At 64.9% G+C, this 18,916-nt stretch carries 22 protein-coding genes; 8 read left to right on the top strand and 14 right to left on the bottom strand.

The annotated features are described in order from the left end of the window. Positions 1-50: 50 nt before the first annotated feature. Together EEB15_RS30840 and EEB15_RS30835 are read right to left on the bottom strand one after the other, a co-directional pair. Positions 51-590: a DUF3592 domain-containing protein gene (locus EEB15_RS30840; protein WP_141513820.1), complete on the bottom strand. Its 540-nt coding sequence runs from the start codon at positions 588-590 to the stop codon at positions 51-53. A 21-nt stretch (positions 591-611) separates the two neighbouring features. Beyond that, positions 612-1,406 (bottom strand): ferritin-like domain-containing protein, encoded by a 795-nt coding sequence (locus EEB15_RS30835; RefSeq protein ID WP_141513819.1) that lies wholly within the window; start codon positions 1,404-1,406, stop codon positions 612-614. 33 nt (positions 1,407-1,439) lie between these two features. Here EEB15_RS30835 and EEB15_RS30830 point away from each other — a divergent pair, with 33 nt between their 5' ends. Both EEB15_RS30830 and EEB15_RS30825 read left to right on the top strand, forming a co-directional pair. Next, positions 1,440-1,964: a gamma carbonic anhydrase family protein gene (locus tag EEB15_RS30830; RefSeq protein ID WP_141513818.1), complete on the top strand. Its 525-nt coding sequence runs from the start codon at positions 1,440-1,442 to the stop codon at positions 1,962-1,964. Then, a complete protein-coding gene (locus tag EEB15_RS30825) occupies positions 1,964-2,944 on the top strand; it encodes an Hsp33 family molecular chaperone HslO (protein WP_141513817.1) in 981 nt (326 codons plus the stop codon). Before EEB15_RS30830 ends, EEB15_RS30825 begins: the two co-directional genes overlap by 1 nt. 39 nt (positions 2,945-2,983) lie before the next feature. Here the strand turns inward: EEB15_RS30825 and EEB15_RS30820 are convergent, their stop codons facing one another. From EEB15_RS30820 to EEB15_RS30775, 10 genes are all read right to left on the bottom strand, one after another. Next, positions 2,984-3,406, bottom strand: coding sequence for a universal stress protein (locus tag EEB15_RS30820; protein WP_141513816.1), 423 nt, complete (start codon positions 3,404-3,406; stop codon positions 2,984-2,986). A gap of 35 nt (positions 3,407-3,441) precedes the next feature. Continuing rightward, entirely contained in the window at positions 3,442-4,410 is a 969-nt protein-coding gene (gene murQ / locus EEB15_RS30815; RefSeq protein ID WP_141513815.1) for an N-acetylmuramic acid 6-phosphate etherase, read from the bottom strand. Positions 4,411-4,534: 124 nt separating this feature from the next. Continuing rightward, complete coding sequence (locus EEB15_RS30810) at positions 4,535-6,013, bottom strand: alpha/beta hydrolase (RefSeq protein WP_158290286.1); 1,479 nt, start codon at positions 6,011-6,013, stop codon at positions 4,535-4,537. 104 nt (positions 6,014-6,117) lie between these two features. After that, positions 6,118-6,771 (bottom strand): AAA family ATPase, encoded by a 654-nt coding sequence (locus tag EEB15_RS30805; RefSeq protein WP_141513813.1) that lies wholly within the window; start codon positions 6,769-6,771, stop codon positions 6,118-6,120. Further along, positions 6,768-7,376 carry a nicotinamide riboside transporter PnuC gene (gene pnuC, locus EEB15_RS30800; protein WP_141513812.1) on the bottom strand — a complete coding sequence of 203 codons (609 nt, stop codon included), beginning with the start codon at positions 7,374-7,376 and terminating at the stop codon, positions 6,768-6,770. The genes EEB15_RS30805 and pnuC overlap by 4 nt, the downstream gene beginning before the upstream one ends. Continuing rightward, the gene (locus EEB15_RS30795) at positions 7,376-7,651 is read right to left on the bottom strand and encodes a septum formation initiator family protein (protein ID WP_141513811.1); all 276 of its coding nucleotides are present in this window, start codon (positions 7,649-7,651) and stop codon (positions 7,376-7,378) included. The genes pnuC and EEB15_RS30795 overlap by 1 nt, the downstream gene beginning before the upstream one ends. 5 nt (positions 7,652-7,656) lie before the next feature. After that, complete coding sequence (eno, locus tag EEB15_RS30790; RefSeq protein ID WP_141513810.1) at positions 7,657-8,940, bottom strand: phosphopyruvate hydratase; 1,284 nt, start codon at positions 8,938-8,940, stop codon at positions 7,657-7,659. 33 nt (positions 8,941-8,973) lie between these two features. Further along, positions 8,974-9,264, bottom strand: a complete 291-nt coding sequence (locus EEB15_RS30785; RefSeq protein WP_141513809.1) for a DUF1330 domain-containing protein — start codon at positions 9,262-9,264, stop codon at positions 8,974-8,976. Between the two features lie 13 nt (positions 9,265-9,277). Then, positions 9,278-10,135: a 3-deoxy-8-phosphooctulonate synthase gene (gene kdsA, locus EEB15_RS30780; RefSeq protein WP_141513808.1), complete on the bottom strand. Its 858-nt coding sequence runs from the start codon at positions 10,133-10,135 to the stop codon at positions 9,278-9,280. A 70-nt stretch (positions 10,136-10,205) separates the two neighbouring features. Next, on the bottom strand, positions 10,206-11,876 hold the full coding sequence (locus EEB15_RS30775; protein WP_141513807.1) for a CTP synthase: 1,671 nt from the start codon (positions 11,874-11,876) through the stop codon (positions 10,206-10,208). A 263-nt stretch (positions 11,877-12,139) separates the two neighbouring features. Here EEB15_RS30775 and coaBC point away from each other — a divergent pair, with 263 nt between their 5' ends. Together coaBC and dut are read left to right on the top strand one after the other, a co-directional pair. Further along, positions 12,140-13,348, top strand: a complete 1,209-nt coding sequence (coaBC, locus tag EEB15_RS30770; protein ID WP_141513806.1) for a bifunctional phosphopantothenoylcysteine decarboxylase/phosphopantothenate--cysteine ligase CoaBC — start codon at positions 12,140-12,142, stop codon at positions 13,346-13,348. Then, on the top strand, positions 13,345-13,791 hold the full coding sequence (gene dut, locus EEB15_RS30765; protein WP_141513805.1) for a dUTP diphosphatase: 447 nt from the start codon (positions 13,345-13,347) through the stop codon (positions 13,789-13,791). The genes coaBC and dut overlap by 4 nt, the downstream gene beginning before the upstream one ends. A gap of 1 nt (position 13,792) precedes the next feature. On the opposite strand, the gene EEB15_RS30760 is transcribed toward dut, so the two are convergent. Then, a complete protein-coding gene (locus EEB15_RS30760; RefSeq protein ID WP_158290285.1) occupies positions 13,793-15,133 on the bottom strand; it encodes a hypothetical protein in 1,341 nt (446 codons plus the stop codon). Between the two features lie 220 nt (positions 15,134-15,353). Here EEB15_RS30760 and EEB15_RS33870 point away from each other — a divergent pair, with 220 nt between their 5' ends. Both EEB15_RS33870 and EEB15_RS34525 read left to right on the top strand, forming a co-directional pair. Continuing rightward, positions 15,354-15,845, top strand: coding sequence for a glycine zipper 2TM domain-containing protein (locus EEB15_RS33870; protein WP_158290284.1), 492 nt, complete (start codon positions 15,354-15,356; stop codon positions 15,843-15,845). 26 nt (positions 15,846-15,871) lie between these two features. After that, positions 15,872-16,429 (top strand): glycine zipper 2TM domain-containing protein, encoded by a 558-nt coding sequence (locus EEB15_RS34525; RefSeq protein WP_141513802.1) that lies wholly within the window; start codon positions 15,872-15,874, stop codon positions 16,427-16,429. Positions 16,430-16,444: 15 nt separating this feature from the next. Here the strand turns inward: EEB15_RS34525 and EEB15_RS30745 are convergent, their stop codons facing one another. Then, entirely contained in the window at positions 16,445-16,963 is a 519-nt protein-coding gene (locus EEB15_RS30745; protein WP_141513801.1) for a peptidylprolyl isomerase, read from the bottom strand. Between the two features lie 19 nt (positions 16,964-16,982). Here EEB15_RS30745 and EEB15_RS30740 point away from each other — a divergent pair, with 19 nt between their 5' ends. Next, positions 16,983-18,113 carry a JmjC domain-containing protein gene (locus EEB15_RS30740; protein WP_141513800.1) on the top strand — a complete coding sequence of 377 codons (1,131 nt, stop codon included), beginning with the start codon at positions 16,983-16,985 and terminating at the stop codon, positions 18,111-18,113. Continuing rightward, positions 18,110-18,625 carry a hypothetical protein gene (locus tag EEB15_RS30735; RefSeq protein WP_141513799.1) on the top strand — a complete coding sequence of 172 codons (516 nt, stop codon included), beginning with the start codon at positions 18,110-18,112 and terminating at the stop codon, positions 18,623-18,625. Before EEB15_RS30740 ends, EEB15_RS30735 begins: the two co-directional genes overlap by 4 nt. The last annotated feature ends 291 nt before the right edge of the window (positions 18,626-18,916 follow it).

The following is an 18,916-nucleotide window of genomic DNA, read 5'->3' as shown; positions in this document are numbered from 1 at the left end:
GTCGCACCACGTACGTCTGGCCTCGCACTCAAGCGCCCCGAACTCTCGCATCAGCCGCGGCGCATCTTCCGCCGCTTCGCGTGATGCGAGCGTAGATGCAAGCCGACTGCTACGAGTGCTGAGCCTCCCGCTATCAGCAGCAGACCGAATACGCCGCTGATCACGCCTCCAATCGGCACGCCTGGGGTCAAGAGAGATCTGGCGGGATCGCCCGGATCGTAGAAGACGCGCACCGGGCTTCCCGCAGGCAACGCATCAGCTTCGCGCAGGGACTGCTCTTCGCTCTTGATGATGCCTACATCGTCCAGACTCTGCCGCGTACCAGTGAACGTTCGACCGTCCACTGCAAACTCATAGCGCAGCCTCACCACATGCGTCCCGACGGTGCCGCGCCGACCGGACGCCACGATAGGCTTGGAAAGCGCCGCCGATTCTTTCACGGCACCCACCGCCACAGGCCAGGAGCGGGATTGCCAGCCCTCGACAATCATCGGAACATTGCGCACCAGCAGAAAGGCACCGCCTCCGAAAGTGGCGGCGAAGATCAATCCGAGGATCACGACGGCGAGCAAACCCTGTAGCAGGCGCATGTTGCATGCAGCATAACGGACCTACATCAACAGCCAGGCCAACTCCTCATCGCTGAACCCGGCCCGCTTGCGGGCCGCTTCATTGAACGGCGGGTACAGCCGCGGCGCGTCGTGGCGCTGCACCAGCACGCCGTAGTGCGCCACCGGGTCCAGCCCGTCGCGTTCGCACAGCCAGCGGTACCAGTGATTCCCGATCGCCACGTGGCCGATCTCGTCGGCGAGGATGATGTCGAGAATGTCCACCGCCCGCTTTGCCTCGGGCGTGCCGACGCGGCGCAGCTTGTCCTGGATCTGCGGCGTCGCGTCCAGGCCGCGCGCCTCGAGTGTGCGCGGTACCAGCGCCATGCGGGCGACGACGTCATCCTTCGTCCGCTCGCACATGGTCCACAGGTTGTCGTGGGCGGGGAAGTCGCCGTAGCCGTAGCCCAGCGTTGCCAGATGTTCGCGCAGCAGGCTGAAGTGGTACGCCTCCTCGGCAGCCACGCGAACCCAATCGCGGTAGAACCGAGCAGGCATCCCTCCGAATCGCCAGGCGGCGTCGAGGGCCAGGTTGATGGCGTTGAACTCGATGTGGGCGATGGCGTGCAGCAGCGCGGCCAGGCCCTCAGGCTTGAAGGGCGAGCGGCGCGGCACGTTGGCGGGATGGATGAGCTCGGGCTTGGCCGGGCGGCCGGGCAGGCCCGAAACCGGCTGCGCCGGCGCCGCCGCGGCAATGTCCAGCGAGGCGCTGTGGCCCAGCAATTCACGTGCTTGCGCCACTTTCAGCAGGGGATCGGCGGTGCAGAGGGCCTGCAGCGCCCGTTGGCGAAGCTCCATCCCTACAATTCTAGGTTTTTACCCAAAGCAGCTATGGCGATATACGAACTCGACGGCAAGTCCCCCACGATGGCGCCGAGCGCCTGGGTGGCGGACAGCGCCCAGGTCATCGGCGACGTGGTACTGGGCGAGAGCGCGAGCGTCTGGTTCGGCGTCGTCATCCGCGGCGACACCGAGACCATCCGCATCGGCAAACGCACGAACATCCAGGACCAGTCGATGCTGCATGCCGACCTGGACGTGCCGCTCACGCTCGGTGACAACGTGACGGTGGGCCACCAGGTGATGCTGCACGGCTGCACCATTGGGGACGGCTCGCTCATCGGCATCCAGGCCGTGGTGCTGAACAAGGCGAAGATCGGGCGCAACTGCATCGTTGGCGCCGGCGCCGTGGTCACAGAAGGCAAGGAATTTCCGGACAACTCACTGATCGTCGGTGCGCCTGCCAAGGCGGTGCGCCAGCTCACCGATGAGCAGGTCAAGTTGCTGGGCCACCTGGCGGACCATTACGTCGACAACGCGTTGCGCTACCAGCGCGGCTTCAAGAAGATCGGCTGATGGCGGACGAACTCCACAAATTCATCTTCGACGGTCTCCCCGTGCGCGGCAGCATCGTGCGGCTGACCGACGCATGGACGGAGGTCCTGGCGCGGCGCCAGGCCAACGCCAGCACCGGATCGTGGCCGCCACCCGTGGCCGAGCTGCTGGGTGAGATGGCCGCGGCCGGCGTGCTGATGCAGTCCAACATCAAGTTCAACGGCGCGCTGGTGCTGCAGATCTTCGGCGATGGGCCGGTGAAAGTGGCGGTGGCTGAAGTGCAGCATGACTTGAGCCTGCGCGTCACGGCCAAGGTGGTCGGCGACGTGGGCGTGGACGCACGCCTCTCGGATATGGTCAACGCCACCAACAAGGGCAGGTGCGCCATCACGCTGGACCCGAAGGACAAGTTTCCCGGCCAGCAGCCCTACCAGGGCGTGGTGCCGCTGCATGGCGACCACCGCGAGAAGATCGAGAAGCTGAGCGAGGTGCTGCAACACTACATGCTGCAATCCGAGCAACTTGACACGACGCTCGTGCTGGCCGCCGACAGCAAGGTCGCCGCCGGCCTTCTGATCCAGCGGCTGCCGCTGGAGGGCGAAGGCAACCTGGCCGGGAGCAACGTGAGCAAGGCGAACGAAGACGAGATCGGCCTGAACGAGCACTACAACCGCATCTCGATCCTGGCGTCCAGCCTGAAACGCGAGGAGCTGCTGGAGCTCGACGTGGACACCATCTTGCGCCGGCTGTTCTGGGAAGAGAAGGTGTTGCGCTTCGAGCCGGAGACGCCGCGCTTCGCCTGCACCTGCAGCCGCGAACGCGTGGGCAACATGATTCGTGGGCTGGGCCAGGCCGAAGCGAAAGACATCGTCGCCGAACGTGGAGAGATCGATGTGGCCTGCGACTTCTGTGGCAAGCAGTACCGCTTCGATGCGGTCGATGCGGCGCAGCTGTTCGCCGCGCCCGGCGACCAGCCTCCGGTTGCGCCGACCGTGCAGTAGCCGCGTGCGTGCGCACGCCGATCCGGACGCGCGCTCAGCCTAGCGGACGAGCAGCACGGGCACGGTACACCGACTCAGCACACCATTGGCAACCGAGCCGAGGGCCATGTTGCTCAGCAAGGAGTGGCCGTGCGTGCCCATGACGATCAGGTCGGCCTTTTGCTCTTGCGCGTATGCGGCGATGGCATCGGAGGCGCGCCCATGCGCATGGACTGTGCTGACATCCCATCCATGCCCCGTGGCAAACACCCGCACGGGCGCCAGCACCCGCTCGGCCTCTTCGCGGTAATGGTCTTCGATCACGGTCTTGTCGATGAATCGCGCGGCGCCGGAAGGAACCGAGGGGACAACGGTGAAGGCGGTGTACCGGTTGCCCGCACCGAGCAGCTCCTTGTGCGCGGCGATGTAGTCCAGCATGCGCTGGGTGTGGTTGCTGCCGTCGACGGCCAACAGTATCTTCATATCGAGTCTCCAGAAAAAACCGTGGAAGGCAGTGCCTATGAGCCCAGGTCGCCGACGATGTCCGCTATGGAGCCGCCCGCGCGCCCCAGCCGCTGCGCCGCCTCTTCAGCGCTCACGGACAGCTTGGACATCACGATGGCCGTCTTCACGTGGCCGCCCGACGCCTCGAGCAGGCGCATCGCCTCGGTGCGCTCGACGCCGAGCGTATCCATCAGGATGCGCTCGCCCCGGTCCTGCAGCTTCTGGCACGTGACCTGCAAGTCCACCATCAGGTTGCCGTAGACCTTGCCGGTCTTGATCATGGCGGCGGTGCTGATGGTGTTCAACACCATCTTGGTGGCCGTGCCGGCCTTCATTCGGGTCGAGCCGGTGATGACCTCGGGGCCGACCAGCGGTGCGATCACCACGTCGTGCGACCTGATCAATTCCTCCGACGGGTAAGTGCACAGCAGGAAACCAGTGCGCGCGCCGCGGTCGCGCGCGCGTGCGAGCGCGCCGTGCACGTAGGGTGTGGTGCCCGACGCCGCGATGCCGAGCACGAAATCGTTCTCGCCGACGTTGCGCTCGTCCATCGCCGCCGCGCCTTGGTCAGGGTGGTCTTCCGCGCCTTCCTGCGAGCGCATCAAGGCCTCGTAGCCGCCGGCGATCACCCCTTGCACCATCTCAGGATCGGTGCGGTACGTCGGCGGCATCTCCGAGGCGTCCAGCACGCCTAGCCGGCCCGAAGTCCCGGCTCCGACGTAGATCAGGCGGCCGTCCCTTTGCAGGCAATCCACCACAAGGTCGACGGCGCGAGCGATCTGCTCGCGCTCCTCGCCCACGGCCGCCGCGACGATGCGGTCTTCCGCGTTGATGAGATCCACGATACCTGGCGTGGGCAACTGGTCGATGCGGGTGCTGCGCGGGTTGCGCTGCTCCGTCAACCGCGAGTCCAGCGGTTGCGCGCTGGGCTTGGGCTTGCGCACGGCAGGGGGAGAAGGTTGGGTCGGGAGTTCCAGTTTCATGGGCACATCCCATGGTAGGCGTATACCCAATCCTGGCGCTACAGCATGGTTGCTGCTGTAGGACCGGCCTCACTTTCCGTGTGGTATTTGAGCCACCCGAACGGCCGATTCACTCAAACTTGCTTCACAGGCAGCTAGAGCCTTGGAAGAACGTTGCAGTGGCTGAGGCAACTGCTTTTGCGGCCTGTGCCGAGAACATGTGCGACTCGTTGTGCGCCATCGTCTGGACGCGCGACGACCCGAACGCGGCCTGGAAAGTGGCAGCCTGTGAGGGGGGCACCAATCGATCGGCGCTGCCGAAATGCACCAGAAAATTCGTGGACGACGCAGTTGCGCTCTGCGAGCTTGGCGATACCGAAGCCCGCGCGGTGGGCGCGACGTAGTAGTCAAGTGAGGTGTTCGCCGGCCCGGAATTGAAGTCATTGAGCAGGTCGAGCGGGGCGGCGACCGAGGCCACGCAGCCATAGTTCGACGTGGTTCCGAGCAGTGCAACCAGGTGGCCACCAGCCGAGTGTCCGAAAAGTCTCACCCTGTCTGCGCTGACCTTGAAGACCGACGGGTCTGCTTTTACCAGCGCCGCGAAGTCGGCGATGTCGGCTTGCTGGGTCGGGCTCGGGTAGACGCCCGTATGGCCCCACGATGTCAGCCTGTACATCGGCGACAGCACGACGAAGCCTTGCAAAGCCAGCGCCGTGTTGAAGCCTTCCATGTGCTCCACCAAGCCGTTTCTCCAGCCACCTCCGTGTACGGAGATCACCGCCTGGAAGTTCGAGCCGGACACGAAGTCGGGGGGCAAAAAAGCCTGCGCGAGCAGCATGTCCCGATTGCTGTTGTACCAGACGAGATGCTTGTGAATCTTGACCCGGGCGTCGAGTGCCGCGGGCCGGGCTTCGCTGTACAGGCTGGCCGCCGTGAGCTCCCCGTCGAACCGCCTGGCTGGACTCGCCAATCGCCTGTCTCTTGTCAGCCGGTCGAGAGACTGCATCGCTTGGCTGAACGACTCATCCGAACTCATGATGCGCCTGACCAGCGTCGCGCCATCGGGCACTGAAAATCCCCTGCCGCGGGCCTTCTGGATGCGGCCTGCATATTCGATCGCGAGCATCCGGTTGACAAAGGTTCTGTGCGAGTTCGGATCCGCCGCCGCCGCGGCCCCCGCGGCGGCGAGGAAGTTGCTCACAACACCACCCCGGCTGAGGCCGCCATAGCCTTGGGCACAGAAAAACGTGCCGTCTATTTGCTGGGAGCCATCATCGGCAAGCAAGCATGCCCAGTACTGGATGCCTGCGGGATCGTCTTCGTACGATTTGCCCAGGAGATACGCATAGAGGTACTTGACGAACGAGAAGTTGGGCTCGTTCGCCGGAGCCATGCTCACGGCGGCGACGAAGGGCTCGATCGTGTTGTAAATCTCTTCAATCGAAGCCCTCTCCGGGGTGTTCGCAGCCCAGAAGTCCAACCCCGAGAGTTCGGGCGCCCGTCCGGAGAGCGCGAGATAGACCCGCGACACGTTGATCTCGTGGGATGTCAGCGGAGCGGTGGAGGAAATGAATGCCGGCGCAGGCGGAGCGGCGGCTACACAGGTGGAGATTGCAAGCAGCAAAGCCCCCACCGATCTTCTAATTATCGTCACTATTGTTACCATCCCTTACAGCATTTCAATAATACTGTAAAAGTAGGGCAAAGGGCCGCGCCCTCGAAAGAAAACTAAGTCTTGTGACCCATTAGCGACGTGAAGAGGCGATGCTCGCATTCCGGATCGCTGCACTTGTCGCAGGTCCATACCCAGGCGGATGTCCCTGCGGACGGCTTGCGGTCACCCGCTTCGGCGATCGCGGCGAGCGCGTTTTGCAGCCGCTCGGTGCCTTTTCCGTAGATCGTGCGATAGGGCACGTCCGCGCGTGCCAGCGCCTGGCGAACCAGGGCATCGACCGGCTCTCTCACGTGCGGGCCGTCGCGCTGCAGGCCGTCAGCCACCCACGGCAAGTCGAGCCCGGTGACGAGCGTGACGTCGTAGCCGCGCTGGCGCTCCAGCGCGAACTGGTACAGCGTGCCGTCCTCGAACAACATCGCGCTGTAGATGGCGACCATCAATGACGTCGTGTCGGCGATGACCACGTCGTGCGTCAAGGCGGCTGCATCGGCGCGCCGCTCCTGCTCCTGCGCGATCGGCAGTTGTTCTTCCGGGCGGGGCGTGCGGCCCTCCCGCTCGCACCATTCGCGCAGCACCTCCGAGACGACGGCCACGCTGCGGCCTTGCGCGCGCACTTGCGCCGCCAACTCCTGCGAGAGCTGGGTCTTGCCGGTGCTTTCGGCGCCGAGCAATGCCAGCTTGAGCTTCTTCGGCGGGGCGGCCTTCATGGCGTCTGCATCCGCCGCGACCATTCGCGCCAGCCGACCACGCTGAGCACGATGAACACGCTGTACAGCGCCACGGTCAACCACAGTCCCTTGTACGCGAACAGGCCGACGCTCACGACGTTGACGACGATCCACACCGCCCAGTTCTCGACGAACTTGCGGCCCAGCAGGAACTGGCCGACCAGGCTCACGGCAGTGGGGAACGCGTCCCACCAAGGCACGTCGGTGTCGGTGAAAGTCTTGAGAAAGAAGCCCGTGGCGGGCCAGAGCAAAGCGCATACGCCCACCGTCCAGGCAAGCCCCTGGCGAGTCAGCCGCGCGACACGCAGCGAAGAGCCGTCCGCGCGCACCCCGCGCAGCCACTGGAACCAGCCCCAAAGCGCGACCACGGCAAAGAAGATCTGCAAGCTGGCGTCGCCATACAGCTTGCTGCGCCAGAAAAGCGCGAAGTACATCGCCGAACTGACGATGGCCAGCGGCCATCCCCAGTGGATCTCGCGGATGTTGCAGCCGACCATGGCCAATGCGATGGCCACGGCCGCGATCTCGAGCCAGGTCGTCGGCGAGCCCCAAAGGGTGAACGCTTCGGCGAAGAGAAGCTCCATTACTTGGAAACGTTGACGAGGATCTCGTTGGGCTTGACCATGCCCAACTCCATCCTCGCCTTTTCCTCGACCATCTCCAGGCCTTCCTTCAGGTCCCGCACCTCGGAGGCCAGCTGCTCATTGGCCTGCTTGGCCTGGCCGTTGGCGGTCTTCTGCGCTTCCAGTTTCTGCTGCATGGCCGACACATTCCCGACACTGCCCCGCCCGAACCACAGCTGCGCATGAACGATGAGCAGCAGGGCGATCAGGATGGCGGGGACGAGCCGGTTGCGCACTGGCCTCAGCGGAGGTTGTAGAAGGCGGCTCGGCCCGGGTAGCTGGCGACGTCGCCGAGGTCTTCCTCGATGCGCAGCAGCTGGTTGTACTTGGCCATGCGGTCGCTGCGGCTGAGCGAGCCGGTCTTGATCTGGCCGGCGTTGGTGCCCACGGCGATGTCGGCGATCGTGCTGTCCTCGGTCTCGCCCGAACGGTGGCTGATGACGGAGGTGTAGCCCGCACGCTTGGCCATCTCGATGGCGGCGAAGGTTTCGGTCAGCGTGCCGATCTGGTTGATCTTGATGAGGATCGAGTTGGCGATCTTCTTGTCGATGCCTTCCTTCAGGATCTTGGTGTTGGTGACGAACAGGTCGTCGCCCACCAGCTGCACGCTTTTGCCCAGGCGCTCGGTGAGCGTCTTCCAGCCGTCCCAGTCGGACTCGCCCATGCCGTCCTCGATGCTGATGATGGGGTACTTCTCGGTCCAACTGGCGAGGATGTCGGTCCACTGCGCGGAATCCAGCACCTTGCCCTCGGCTTCGAGGTGGTACTTGCCGTCCTTGTAGAACTCGCTGGCCGCGCAGTCCAGGCCCAGGGCGATCTGCTCGCCGGGGCGGTAACCCGCCTTCTCGATGGCCTGCAGGATCATCTGGATCGCGGCCTCGTGGTTCTCGACGTTCGGCGCAAAGCCGCCTTCGTCGCCCACGGCCACGCTCATGCCCTTGTCGTGGATGATCTTCTTGAGCGCGTGGAACACCTCGGCGCCGTAGCGCACCGCTTCGCGGAAAGACGGCGCCCCCACCGGGATGATCATCAATTCCTGCAGGTCGAGGTTGTTGTTGGCGTGCGCGCCGCCGTTGACCACATTCATCATCGGCACCGGCAATTGCATGCCGCCCATGCCGCCGAAGTAGCGGTACAGGGGCAGGCCCGATTCTTCGGCGGCGGCGCGAGCGACGGCCATCGAGACGGCCAGCGTGGCGTTGGCGCCCAGGCGGCCCTTGTTGTCGGTGCCGTCCAGGTCGATCAGCGTCTTGTCCAGGAAGGCCTGCTCGGAAGCGTCCAGGCCCAGCACCGATTCGGAGATCTCGGTGTTGATGTGCTCGACAGCCTTCAGCACGCCTTTGCCCAGGTAGCGGCTCTTGTCGCCGTCGCGCAGCTCGATGGCTTCGCGCGAGCCGGTGGACGCGCCGGAAGGCACGGCCGCGCGGCCCATGGTGCCCGATTCCAGCAGCACGTCGCATTCGACGGTGGGGTTGCCGCGCGAGTCCAGGATTTCGCGGCCGACGATGTCAACGATTGCGCTCATTGCAGGTTTCTCTTCTTAAAGTGGATAAACGGTTCAGACACCCTCGACCAGGATCATGCGCATCACTGCGGCGCCCTGGCGCGACCGGCGGGCCGCGCTGTATTCGACGGAACTGTTGAAGGCCTTCGCGGCTTCCACCGAAGGAAATTTCAGCACGACCATGCGAGAGGGCGACCAGTCGCCTTCCAGCACTTCGACCTTGCCGCCGCGCACGCACGGCTCCGCGCCATGGGCCTTCATGGCAATGGTAGAGAGCCTCTTGTACTCTTCGTACTGTTCGGGGTTCGTAACTTCGACGTTGGCGATGATGTAGGCGCTGGTCATTTTTTGCGTGTGTTCAGGCGGAGAAGTTGTCTTCGAGGTAGCCGTTCTTCTTGGTGACGGCATCGAGCGCGAGGAGGGTCTCCAGCAGCGCCTTCATGTGCTTCAGTGGAACTGCATTGGGGCCGTCGGACAAGGCCTTCGCGGGATCAGGATGCGTTTCCATGAACAGGCCCGCCACACCCACTGCGACGGCCGCGCGTGCCAGGACGGGCACCATTTCGCGCTGGCCGCCCGAGGTCGTGCCTTGCCCGCCGGGCAATTGCACCGAGTGCGTGGCGTCGAACACCACCGGAGCGCCGGTCTCACGCATGATCGCGAGCGAGCGCATGTCGGAGACCAGGTTGTTGTAGCCGAAGCTGGCGCCGCGTTCGCAGGCCATGAAGCTGTCTTCGGGCAAGCCCTTTTCCTTCGCGGCTTCGCGGGCCTTGGCGATCACGTTCTTCATGTCGCCGGGCGCAAGGAACTGGCCTTTCTTGATGTTCACCGGCTTGCCGGACTGCGCGACCGCACAGATGAAATCGGTCTGGCGGCACAGGAACGCCGGCGTCTGCAGCACGTCGACCACCTTCGCCACTTCGGCGATTTCACTTTCGCTGTGCACGTCGGTAAGGATGGGCAAGCCCAGGTCTTTCTTCACCTTGGCCAGGATCTCCAGGCCGCGCTGCATGCCCGGGCCGCGGAAACTTGTCCCCGAAGAACGGTTGGCCTTGTCGTAGCTGCTCTTGAAGATGAACGGGATGCCCAGCGACGCAGTGATCTCCTTCAGCGCACCGGCGGTGTCCATCTGCAGTTGCTCGGACTCCACCACGCAGGGGCCCGCGATCAAAAAAAAGGGCTTGTGAAGCCCTATTTCAAAGTTGCAGAGCTTCATTGGATGTCATTGCGGGCTTGACCCGCAATCCATGGAGGCCGGATCGAGTCCGGCATGAGTGTGGCGAATCTCATGCCACGGCTTTCAGTGACTTGTTGCCCGCTGCGTGGTGCTCCACGGACGCCTTGATGAACGAGTTGAACAGCGGGTGGCCGTCCCAAGGCGTGGACTTGAATTCGGGGTGGAACTGCACGCCCATGAACCATGGGTGCACGTCCTGCGGCAGCTCGACGATCTCGGTCAACTGCTCACGCTGGGTCAGCGCGGAGATCACGAGGCCGGCCTGACGCAGCTTGTTCAGGTAATTGACGTTGGCTTCGTAGCGATGGCGATGGCGCTCCGTCACCACATCGCCGTAGATCTTGTGGGCCAGCGTGCCGCGCGCAACGTCGGAGCTTTGCGCGCCCAGGCGCATGGTGCCGCCCAGGTCGGAGGTTTCACTGCGGGTCTGGATGCTGCCGTCCTTGTCCTGCCACTCGGTGATGAGGGCGATGACGGGATGGGGCGTTTCCGGCTCGAACTCAGTGCTGTTGGCATCCTGCAGCCCAGCCACGTGCCGCGCGTATTCGATGGTGGCGACCTGCATGCCCAGGCAGATGCCCAGATAGGGCAGCTTGTTTTCGCGGGCGAAACGCGCGGCGGCGATCTTGCCTTCGATTCCGCGCTTGCCGAAGCCGCCGGGCACCAGGATGGCGTCGAACTTCGCGAGCTGACGCACGCTGTCGGGCGTGATGGTTTCAGAGTCGACATAGTCGATCTTCACCCGCACATGGTTCTTCATGCCGGCGTGGCGCAGCGCTTCGTTGAGCGACTTGTAGCTGTCCGACAGGTCGACGTACTTGCCGACCATCGCGATGCTGACTTCGCCCTGCGGGTGTTCGGTCTCGTAGACCAGCTCGTCCCAGCGCTTCAGGTTGGCGGGCGGGGTGTTCAGGCGCAGCTTGTCGCAGATGAGGCCGTCCAGGCCCTGCTCGTGCAGCATGCGCGGCACCTTGTAGATGGTGTTGACGTCCCACATGCTGATCACGCCCCATTCGGGGACGTTGGTGAACAGCGAGATCTTGGCCCGCTCGTCTTCCGGGATCTTTCGGTCGGCGCGGCACAGCAGCGCGTCGGCGGAAATGCCGATGGCCCGCAGTTCCTTGGCGGTGTGCTGCGTCGGCTTGGTCTTGAGCTCGCCGGCCGCGGCGATCCAGGGCACATACGTCAGGTGAACGAACGCGGTGTTATTGGCGCCCATGCGCAGGCTCATCTGGCGTGCCGCTTCCAGGAAGGGAAGGGATTCGATGTCACCCACGGTGCCGCCGATTTCGACAATCGCCACATCGGCCGCGCCCGGGTCTCCAAAATGCGCACCGCGCTTGATGAATTCCTGGATCTCGTTGGTGATGTGCGGGATGACCTGCACGGTCTTGCCCAGGTAATCGCCGCGGCGCTCTTTCTCGAGCACCGCCTGGTAGATCTTCCCGGTGGTGAAGTTGTTGACCTTGCCCATGCGGGTGGTCACGAAGCGTTCGTAGTGGCCGAGGTCGAGGTCGGTCTCGGCGCCGTCGTCGGTGACGAAGACTTCGCCGTGCTGGAATGGCGACATCGTGCCGGGATCGACGTTGATGTACGGATCCAGCTTGATGAGGGTGACTTTGAGGCCCCGCGATTCGAGAATCGCAGCGAGGGAGGCTGAGGCGATTCCCTTGCCGAGGGAGGACACCACACCGCCGGTGACGAAGACAAATTTGGTCATGTCATGGCCGGAAGAAGAGCTTCCGGAAGGTGGGAAATGTGAATTATACCGACGCCTGTCGGCGCGGAATAATTCTGCGGGCGGTCCAGTCGGTCGGCGAAGCCGCCGCTGACCGCCCGCGGGCCGCGCTTACGCGGGCCTGAACAGTGCCCATCTTGCGTGTGCGTACGCACGCGCTGCCGGCGATCAGCGGCCGCGCCAGCGGTCCGCCTGGATTCCCGGCAAAGAGTGTGCGCGCCCCAGGCGTCGCTACACTCGCGCATATGAACGACCTCGCGGGCAAGCACTTCGTCCTTGGACTCTCCGGCGGCATCGCTTGCTACAAGGCCGCGGAGCTGTGCCGCGCGCTGATCAAGGAAGGCGCCACGGTGCAGGTCGTCATGACCGAAGCGGCGGAACAGTTCATCACCCCGGTGACGATGCAGGCCCTGTCCGGGCGTCCGGTTTACGGTTCGCAATGGGACAGCCGCGAGCCCAACAACATGCCGCACATCAACCTGTCGCGCGAGGCCGATGCCATCCTCGTCGCGCCCTGCAGTGCGGACTTCATGGCGAAATTGCTGCATGGCCGCGCCGATGAACTGCTGAGCTTGATGTGCCTGGCGCGGCCGATCGACAAAGTGCCGCTGCTGCTTGCGCCCGCGATGAACCGCGAGATGTGGGCGAATCCGGCCACGCAACGCAACATGATGCAGATCGCGGCCGACGGTGCGCATATCCTGGGCGTGGGCTCGGGCTTCCAGGCCTGCGGCGAGACCGGCGACGGCCGCATGCTGGAGCCGCCCGAACTGCTCGAAGACATCATCGCCTTCTTCCAGCCCAAGCGGCTGGCCGGCAAGCGCGTGCTGGTCACCGCCGGCCCGACCTTCGAGGCGATCGACCCGGTGCGCGGCATCACGAATCTCTCCAGCGGCAAGATGGGATTCGCCATCGCACGGGCGGCGCGCGAAGCCGGCGCCGAGGTGACGCTGGTTGCCGGCCCCGTCAGCCTTTCGACGCCGCGCGGCGTCACACGCATCGACGTGAAGTCGGCCGAGGACATGCTGCGTGCCACAGAGCCGCAGGCGCAGTCGGCCGACGTCTTCGTCGCCACCGCGGCCGTCGCCGACTGGCGGCCCGCCAGTGCCAGCGACCACAAGATCAAGAAGGACGGCTCCGGCCAGACGCCGCAGCTCGCCTTCACGGAGAATCCCGACATCCTCGCCAGGGTGGCGCAGTCGCAGCGCGCCAAATCAGGTGCGCTGTACTGCGTCGGCTTCGCGGCCGAAAGCCACGATCTCGTCGCCAACGCCCAGGCCAAACGTGTGCGCAAGGCGGTTCCGCTGCTCGTGGGCAATATCGGCCCCGCGACTTTCGGCGCAGACGACAACGCGCTGCTGCTGGTGGATGAAAAGGGCACGCGCGAAGTGCCACGCGCTTCCAAACTCGAACTGGCCCGCCAACTGGTGGCCGAAATAGCCGATCGCTTATGAACATCGACGTCAAGATCCTCGACCCGCGCATGGTCGACCAACTCCCCGCCTATGCCACACCGGGCAGCGCGGGCCTCGACCTGCGGGCCTGCCTGGACGGACCGCTGACCCTGGAACCCAACGCATGGCGGCTGGTGCCCACCGGCATTTCGATCTGGATCAAGGACCCGGGTTACGCCGCTCTTATCCTTCCGCGATCGGGGCTCGGCCACAAGCACGGCATCGTGCTGGGCAACCTGGTGGGGCTCATCGACAGCGACTACCAGGGCCAGTTGATGGTCAGCGCGTGGAACCGGAGCGACGTGGCCTTCACGCTGCAGCCGATGGAACGGCTCGCGCAACTGGTGATCGTGCCCGTGGTGCAGGCGCAGTTCAACGTGGTCACCGAATTCCCCGCGACCCAGCGCGGGGAGGGCGGTTACGGCTCCACCGGCAAGGGCTGAGTCAGGACACTGCCGGCGACAGCGTGACGACCCAGGTGTCCACCGAAGTGCCGTTGTATTGCACGCTGTTGATCAGCGGCCCCGAACCGAGTCGGTCGCTGTAGGGGATCGAATAAGCCTGGTTCCCCGAGGCCTTGTAGATCACGTTGGCGTACTGGTTGTAGTACGCGTTGTTGGTCTGGATATCAGAGAACGCGACCGTGGGATTCAGCTTCCACCAGGTGGAGCTGGGCAGGTTGCCGATGGCTTGCGTCTGCCCCGCCGGAATGGTGGCACTGTTGACGAAGCCGCCCAGCAGCCCGGTGGTGATTTCGCCAATGGCCAGGTTCTGCGTGGTGGCCAGCGCGCCTTGGGCGGACAGGCCCACGCTCTCCATGTAATTGCCCAGCGCCGTCCAGCCGCTGCCGAAACTCACGGCTCCTGAAATCGCTTGCCCATAGATCGTGAAATTGAGCGCATTCGCATCCGCCGCGGAGATCGTCACTGAGCAGTCGTCGAAGGTCTGCCCCGCCGTGGCCGTGCCGCCGTAGGGGATGATCGTGGTGGAGATGGAGCCGTTCAGGTGGATGGAGTTGTCCGAACCGACGGTGGCCCCGAGATTCAGGGTGAAGTTGTAGTTGGTCGAGCCCACGCCCGCAGTGGGCGGCACGTTGAAGGCGTTGTTGTTGGAGATGGCGGTGATCTGCCCGGCCGCGTTGATGGCCGTGAGGTAGGCGCTGAAAGACGGGTAAGGGTTGGCGTCGGCCGGGCCGTAGGAGGACGGGCCGACGTAGCGGATCACGCTGCCGCCCGAGCCGTTGGTGATCACCGCGCTGGACGAGTTGCCCGAGAGCGGCCCCAGCAAGGCGCCGATGGCCGATGCGGTCTGCGTGAAGCCGCGCGACTCCAGCAGCGTGCCGCTGGCGCCGCCGTTGTAGCTGCTGATCTGCATCGGCGCGGTGAAGTAGTTGATGTTCGTCATGTTGCCCTGGTCGCCCGAGCCGCCGGTGCGGGTCAGCTCGAACGGCTGGAACTGCGTGAGGTAGTCCGAGCCGCCGCTGCCGATGAAGCTGGGCACGGAGGTGGTGGACGTGAGCGCCGCGCCGTAAGACACGAAGATCACCACCCCGCTTGCCTTGGTGACGGTGAAACCGCCGCTGCCGATGGCCTGCAGGCTCAGCGACGTGGACATGATGTTGCCCTGGGCCGCAAACGGCACGGCCGCCTGGTCCTGGCCGTACGTGACGGTCAGGTTGTTCGAACCCAGCGCCGGGTTCTGGAACGTGATGAACACGCTCGAATCCGGCAGGCCGGTGTTATTGACGAACTGCAGGCTCAGCGAGCCGGTCGACGGTGCGGTCATGGGTTCCCTCCTTGGTTTTGGGAACCCGACTCTACTGCCACGCGATGGCTCTCGTGTGTCACGCCCTGTCAGGTCTGACAGGTTGGAAGACAGTGTGCTCCTACAGGAATGCGCGGCATTCCCTGCGGCCCAACCGCCGAGCACGGGGTATGTAATCGCTTTACACAAGGCCGGCCACCCAAGGCTGGGCCATCCGTACCCCAATGCCAAAGGAGATCCCATGCGCACTACTCGACTTGCATCGATCGCATCCTTGACGGCGCTGGCCGCGCTGCTCTCCGCGTGTGTGTCCAGGCCCATCGTGGTCAATACTGTCCCGCCCACTGTGGCAGCCGCCCCGGCGACGACGATCGTCACCACACCCGCGCCCGCGTCGCTCGAGATGGGGCGCATCACCAACATCGAATTCTTCCAGGCTGGTGCACCCACCAGCGGTATCAACGTGCCCGGCGCGATCGTCGGCGGCATCGCCGGTGCCGTGGTGGGCAATGCCCTCAGTGGCGGCCGTGATGCGGCCACGGTGCTCGGCGGTGTCGCTGGCGCGGCCGTGGGCAGCCAGGTCAACAAGCCCGCTGGCGCGGTGAGTTCCGTGTACCGCGTCACCATCCAGACCGATGCGGGTGGCTGGCGAACCTATGACGTGCCCGCCACCGGCGACCTGCGGATCGGCGACCGCGTGCGAGTCGAAAACGGCGTCATCTACCGCGCCTGACCTTCAACAACAACCTGGAGAACTTCATGATCAAGACAACACGATTCACCGCCCTGGCGGCTTCCCTGGCTGCTGCCGCGGCCCTGACAGCCTGCGGCACCGTGGACCCGTACGGGCCCAACAACTATCCCGTCGCGTCGAACTCGCCGACCGTCGACAACCGTGTCTACCCCGCCGGCCAGTATCCATACGGCCAGTATCCAGTGCAGACCGTGGGCGTGGTCGAATTCGGCCGCGTGCAGAACGTGACGATGATCAGCGGCGGCGCACCGAGCTACCAGCCCAACCGCAGCGCGGCCGGCGGCATCATCGGCGCTGTGATTGGCGGCGTGCTGGGCAACCAGATCGGGAGCGGCGGCGGGCGAGCAGCCGCCACGGTGCTGGGCGCGACAGCCGGCGCGGTCATCGGCGCGAACGCGGGGAACCGCGTGAGCCCCAACGCCTACAACAACCAGTACCCCGTGTACCGCGTGACGGTGCAGACCGACCAGGGCGCATGGCGCACCTATGACGTCAACGCCACCGGCGACCTCCGCCCGGGCGATCGCGTGCGGATCGAAAACGGCGTGATCTTTCTGGCCTGAGCAAGCTCGATCAGGCTAATGCAGCGTGGCGCCTCCGGGCGCCTCGCGCTGTACCTTGAAGAAGCCGGTCCCGGCCGTGCCGCTGCCGGCTTCTTCTTCGGTGGCTTCGCGCACGCGCTCCACCTTCAGGTGCAGGCGCAGCGCGATGCCTGCCAGCGGGTGGTTGCCGTCCAGCACCACGTGTTCCGGGTAGATCTCGGTCACCGTATAGAGCAAGTCCTTGGGTGCGTCGGCGTTACCGCCCGCGGGCAGCCCTTCGAAAGCCATTCCTTCCTCGAGCACCTCGGGCAACAGGCCGCGAGGTTCCAGGAACACCAGCTGTTCGTTGTATTCGCCGAACGCATCTTCGGGTTCCAGGTGCAGGTCGACCTTCGCTCCGGGCTCGTGGCCCTGAAGGGCATCTTCGATCTTGGCCAGCAGGTCGTCGCCGCCCACCATGAACTCCACCGGCTCGTCGAGTTCGTCCAGCACTTCGCCCAGCGTGTCCTTGAGCGTCCAGGTCAGCGCGACCACGCATTGTCTTGTGATTTCCATACGACAATTGTGGCACTGCATGGACACCACACAAGCCCTTACCCTGCTGGGCGGCCTCTCGCCCCAGCAATTCATGAAACGGCACTGGCAGAAAAAGCCGCTGCTGGTGCGCGGCGCATTGCCGGGATTCAAGCCGCTGCTCGATCGCAATGCGCTCTTCGCCATGGCCGAACGCGACGAGGTCGAGTCGCGCTTCGTTGCCCAGCAGGGCGCAGACTGGAAATTCCGGCGCGGACCATTCGCGCGCAGGGCGCTGCCGCCGCTCTCCAGGCCGGGGTGGACGCTGCTGGTGCAGGGCATGGATCTGCACCACGCGCCCGCGCATGAGTTGCTGTCGCAATTCCGTTTCGTGCCGCAGGCGCGGCTCGACGATTTGATGATCAGCTGGGCGACGGATGGTGGCGGGGTCGGCCCACACTTCGACAGCTATGACGTCTTCCTGCTGCAAGCCCAAGGCCAGCGGCGCTGGCGCATCGGGCGCCAGAAAGACCTGTCATTGCGCGAAGGTGTGCCGCTCAAGATCCTCGACAACTTCGAACCCGAAGAAGAGTACGTCCTCGACCCCGGTGACATGCTTTATCTGCCGCCGCGATATGCGCACGACGGCATCGCGCAAGGCGAATGCCAGACCTACTCGATCGGCTTTCGCGCACCGGGCCGCGGCGAACTTGCGCAGGAGCTTCTGCACCGGCTGGCGGAAGACGCGGCGGAGCTCGCCGGCGAGGGCGTGTATGGCGACAGGGGGCAGGACGCAACGGACGCGCCGGGGGCCGTTCCCGCGCGGCTGCAAGACTTCGCGCGGGACGCGGTCCAAGCCGCCCTGAAAAATCCTGTCGCACTGGACCGTGCTTTGGGCGAATATCTGACGGAGCCCAAGGCCAGCGTCTGGTTCGAGTCCGGCAGTGCCCGGGGCGCCATGCGCACGGCGGTGCTGGACCGCCGCACCGGCATGATGTATGACGCGCAGCATGTGTTCATCAACGGCGAAAGCTATCTCGCCTCCGGCCGCGACGCGCAGTTGATGCGCCGGCTGGCCGATCGCCGCCGTCTCACCGCCGCCGAGCTGGCGGGCGCCAGTGAAGGCGCCGTGTCGCTGCTCAAGTCCTGGCGCGAGGCGGGCTGGGTCCACGCTGGAGAAGCACCACCATGACCGAACCCACCGATGAAGGCCGCGAAGGCCGGGCGCTCCACCAGGGGCGCTTCGAAGGGCGCAATGATTTTCAGCAGCTGGTGCGCGACGCGCTGGCCTGCGCGGCAAGTGAAGGGTGGCGCCAGATCATCCTCTGCGATGCGAGCTTCGAGGACTGGCCTTTGGGCGAGCGCGCGGTGGCGGAATCGCTTCAAGCATGGTCGGCCAGCGGACGGCATTGCACCTTGATTGCGCGCAAGTGGGACGACGTCATCCGGCGCCATGCCCGTTTCGTGACGTGGCGGCGCACCTGGTCGCACATCATCGATGCGCGGGCTTGCCCATCCGCCGACTCCACCGACTTGCCCAGCGCCATCTGGAGCCCGGGCTGGGCGATGCAGCGGCTGGACCTGACGCGGTCGAACGGCTATTGCGGCAGCGAGCCGGAACGTCGCGTGCTGCTGAGGCAGAACCTCAACGAATGGCTGCAGCGCAGCACGCCGGCATTCCCCGCCAACACCGCAGGCCTCTGAGCATTGGCCAGGAATGCGCAGGTTGGGGTTAATCCGGGTAGATTGTCTTTTCGGCATATAATTTCGGGCTGAACAGCTAGAGCTCGAGTCCTTGCTGCTCAGTCATCGCGGCCATACCGGCAGCACTGACAATTTCCGGAAATTGTTTTTTCTCCCCCCATAAAAGGAAACCTGAAATGAAGAAATCGCTCGTCCTGGCGACCCTGGTTGCAGCCGCCGCGCTGGCCGCTTGCAGCAAGACCGAAGCGCCGGCACCGGCTCCGGCCCCCGCCCCCGCTGCTGCTCCCGCAC

The organism is Ramlibacter sp. WS9 (assembly GCF_003797765.1).
Lineage (GTDB): Bacteria > Pseudomonadota > Gammaproteobacteria > Burkholderiales > Burkholderiaceae_C > Ramlibacter.
The sequence above is the reverse complement of the archived record's forward strand: the minus strand, read 5'-3'. Positions and strand labels throughout refer to the sequence as shown.

Bases quoted from the DNA above. Each gene is read 5' to 3' on its own strand.
- EEB15_RS30840 (WP_141513820.1), bottom strand. From the start codon at position 590: ATGCGCCTGCTACAGGGTTTGCTCGCCGTCGTGATCCTCGGATTGATC.
- EEB15_RS30835 (WP_141513819.1), bottom strand. From the start codon at position 1,406: ATGGAGCTTCGCCAACGGGCGCTGCAGGCCCTCTGCACCGCCGATCCC.
- EEB15_RS30830 (WP_141513818.1), top strand. From the start codon at position 1,440: ATGGCGATATACGAACTCGACGGCAAGTCCCCCACGATGGCGCCGAGC.
- EEB15_RS30825 (WP_141513817.1), top strand. From the start codon at position 1,964: ATGGCGGACGAACTCCACAAATTCATCTTCGACGGTCTCCCCGTGCGC.
- EEB15_RS30820 (WP_141513816.1), bottom strand. From the start codon at position 3,406: ATGAAGATACTGTTGGCCGTCGACGGCAGCAACCACACCCAGCGCATG.
- murQ (WP_141513815.1), bottom strand. From the start codon at position 4,410: ATGAAACTGGAACTCCCGACCCAACCTTCTCCCCCTGCCGTGCGCAAG.
- EEB15_RS30805 (WP_141513813.1), bottom strand. From the start codon at position 6,771: ATGAAGGCCGCCCCGCCGAAGAAGCTCAAGCTGGCATTGCTCGGCGCC.
- pnuC (WP_141513812.1), bottom strand. From the start codon at position 7,376: ATGGAGCTTCTCTTCGCCGAAGCGTTCACCCTTTGGGGCTCGCCGACG.
- eno (WP_141513810.1), bottom strand. From the start codon at position 8,940: ATGAGCGCAATCGTTGACATCGTCGGCCGCGAAATCCTGGACTCGCGC.
- EEB15_RS30785 (WP_141513809.1), bottom strand. From the start codon at position 9,264: ATGACCAGCGCCTACATCATCGCCAACGTCGAAGTTACGAACCCCGAA.
- kdsA (WP_141513808.1), bottom strand. From the start codon at position 10,135: ATGAAGCTCTGCAACTTTGAAATAGGGCTTCACAAGCCCTTTTTTTTG.
- EEB15_RS30775 (WP_141513807.1), bottom strand. From the start codon at position 11,876: ATGACCAAATTTGTCTTCGTCACCGGCGGTGTGGTGTCCTCCCTCGGC.
- coaBC (WP_141513806.1), top strand. From the start codon at position 12,140: ATGAACGACCTCGCGGGCAAGCACTTCGTCCTTGGACTCTCCGGCGGC.
- dut (WP_141513805.1), top strand. From the start codon at position 13,345: ATGAACATCGACGTCAAGATCCTCGACCCGCGCATGGTCGACCAACTC.
- EEB15_RS30760 (WP_158290285.1), bottom strand. From the start codon at position 15,133: ATGACCGCACCGTCGACCGGCTCGCTGAGCCTGCAGTTCGTCAATAAC.
- EEB15_RS33870 (WP_158290284.1), top strand. From the start codon at position 15,354: ATGCGCACTACTCGACTTGCATCGATCGCATCCTTGACGGCGCTGGCC.
- EEB15_RS34525 (WP_141513802.1), top strand. From the start codon at position 15,872: ATGATCAAGACAACACGATTCACCGCCCTGGCGGCTTCCCTGGCTGCT.
- EEB15_RS30745 (WP_141513801.1), bottom strand. From the start codon at position 16,963: ATGGAAATCACAAGACAATGCGTGGTCGCGCTGACCTGGACGCTCAAG.
- EEB15_RS30740 (WP_141513800.1), top strand. From the start codon at position 16,983: ATGGACACCACACAAGCCCTTACCCTGCTGGGCGGCCTCTCGCCCCAG.
- EEB15_RS30735 (WP_141513799.1), top strand. From the start codon at position 18,110: ATGACCGAACCCACCGATGAAGGCCGCGAAGGCCGGGCGCTCCACCAG.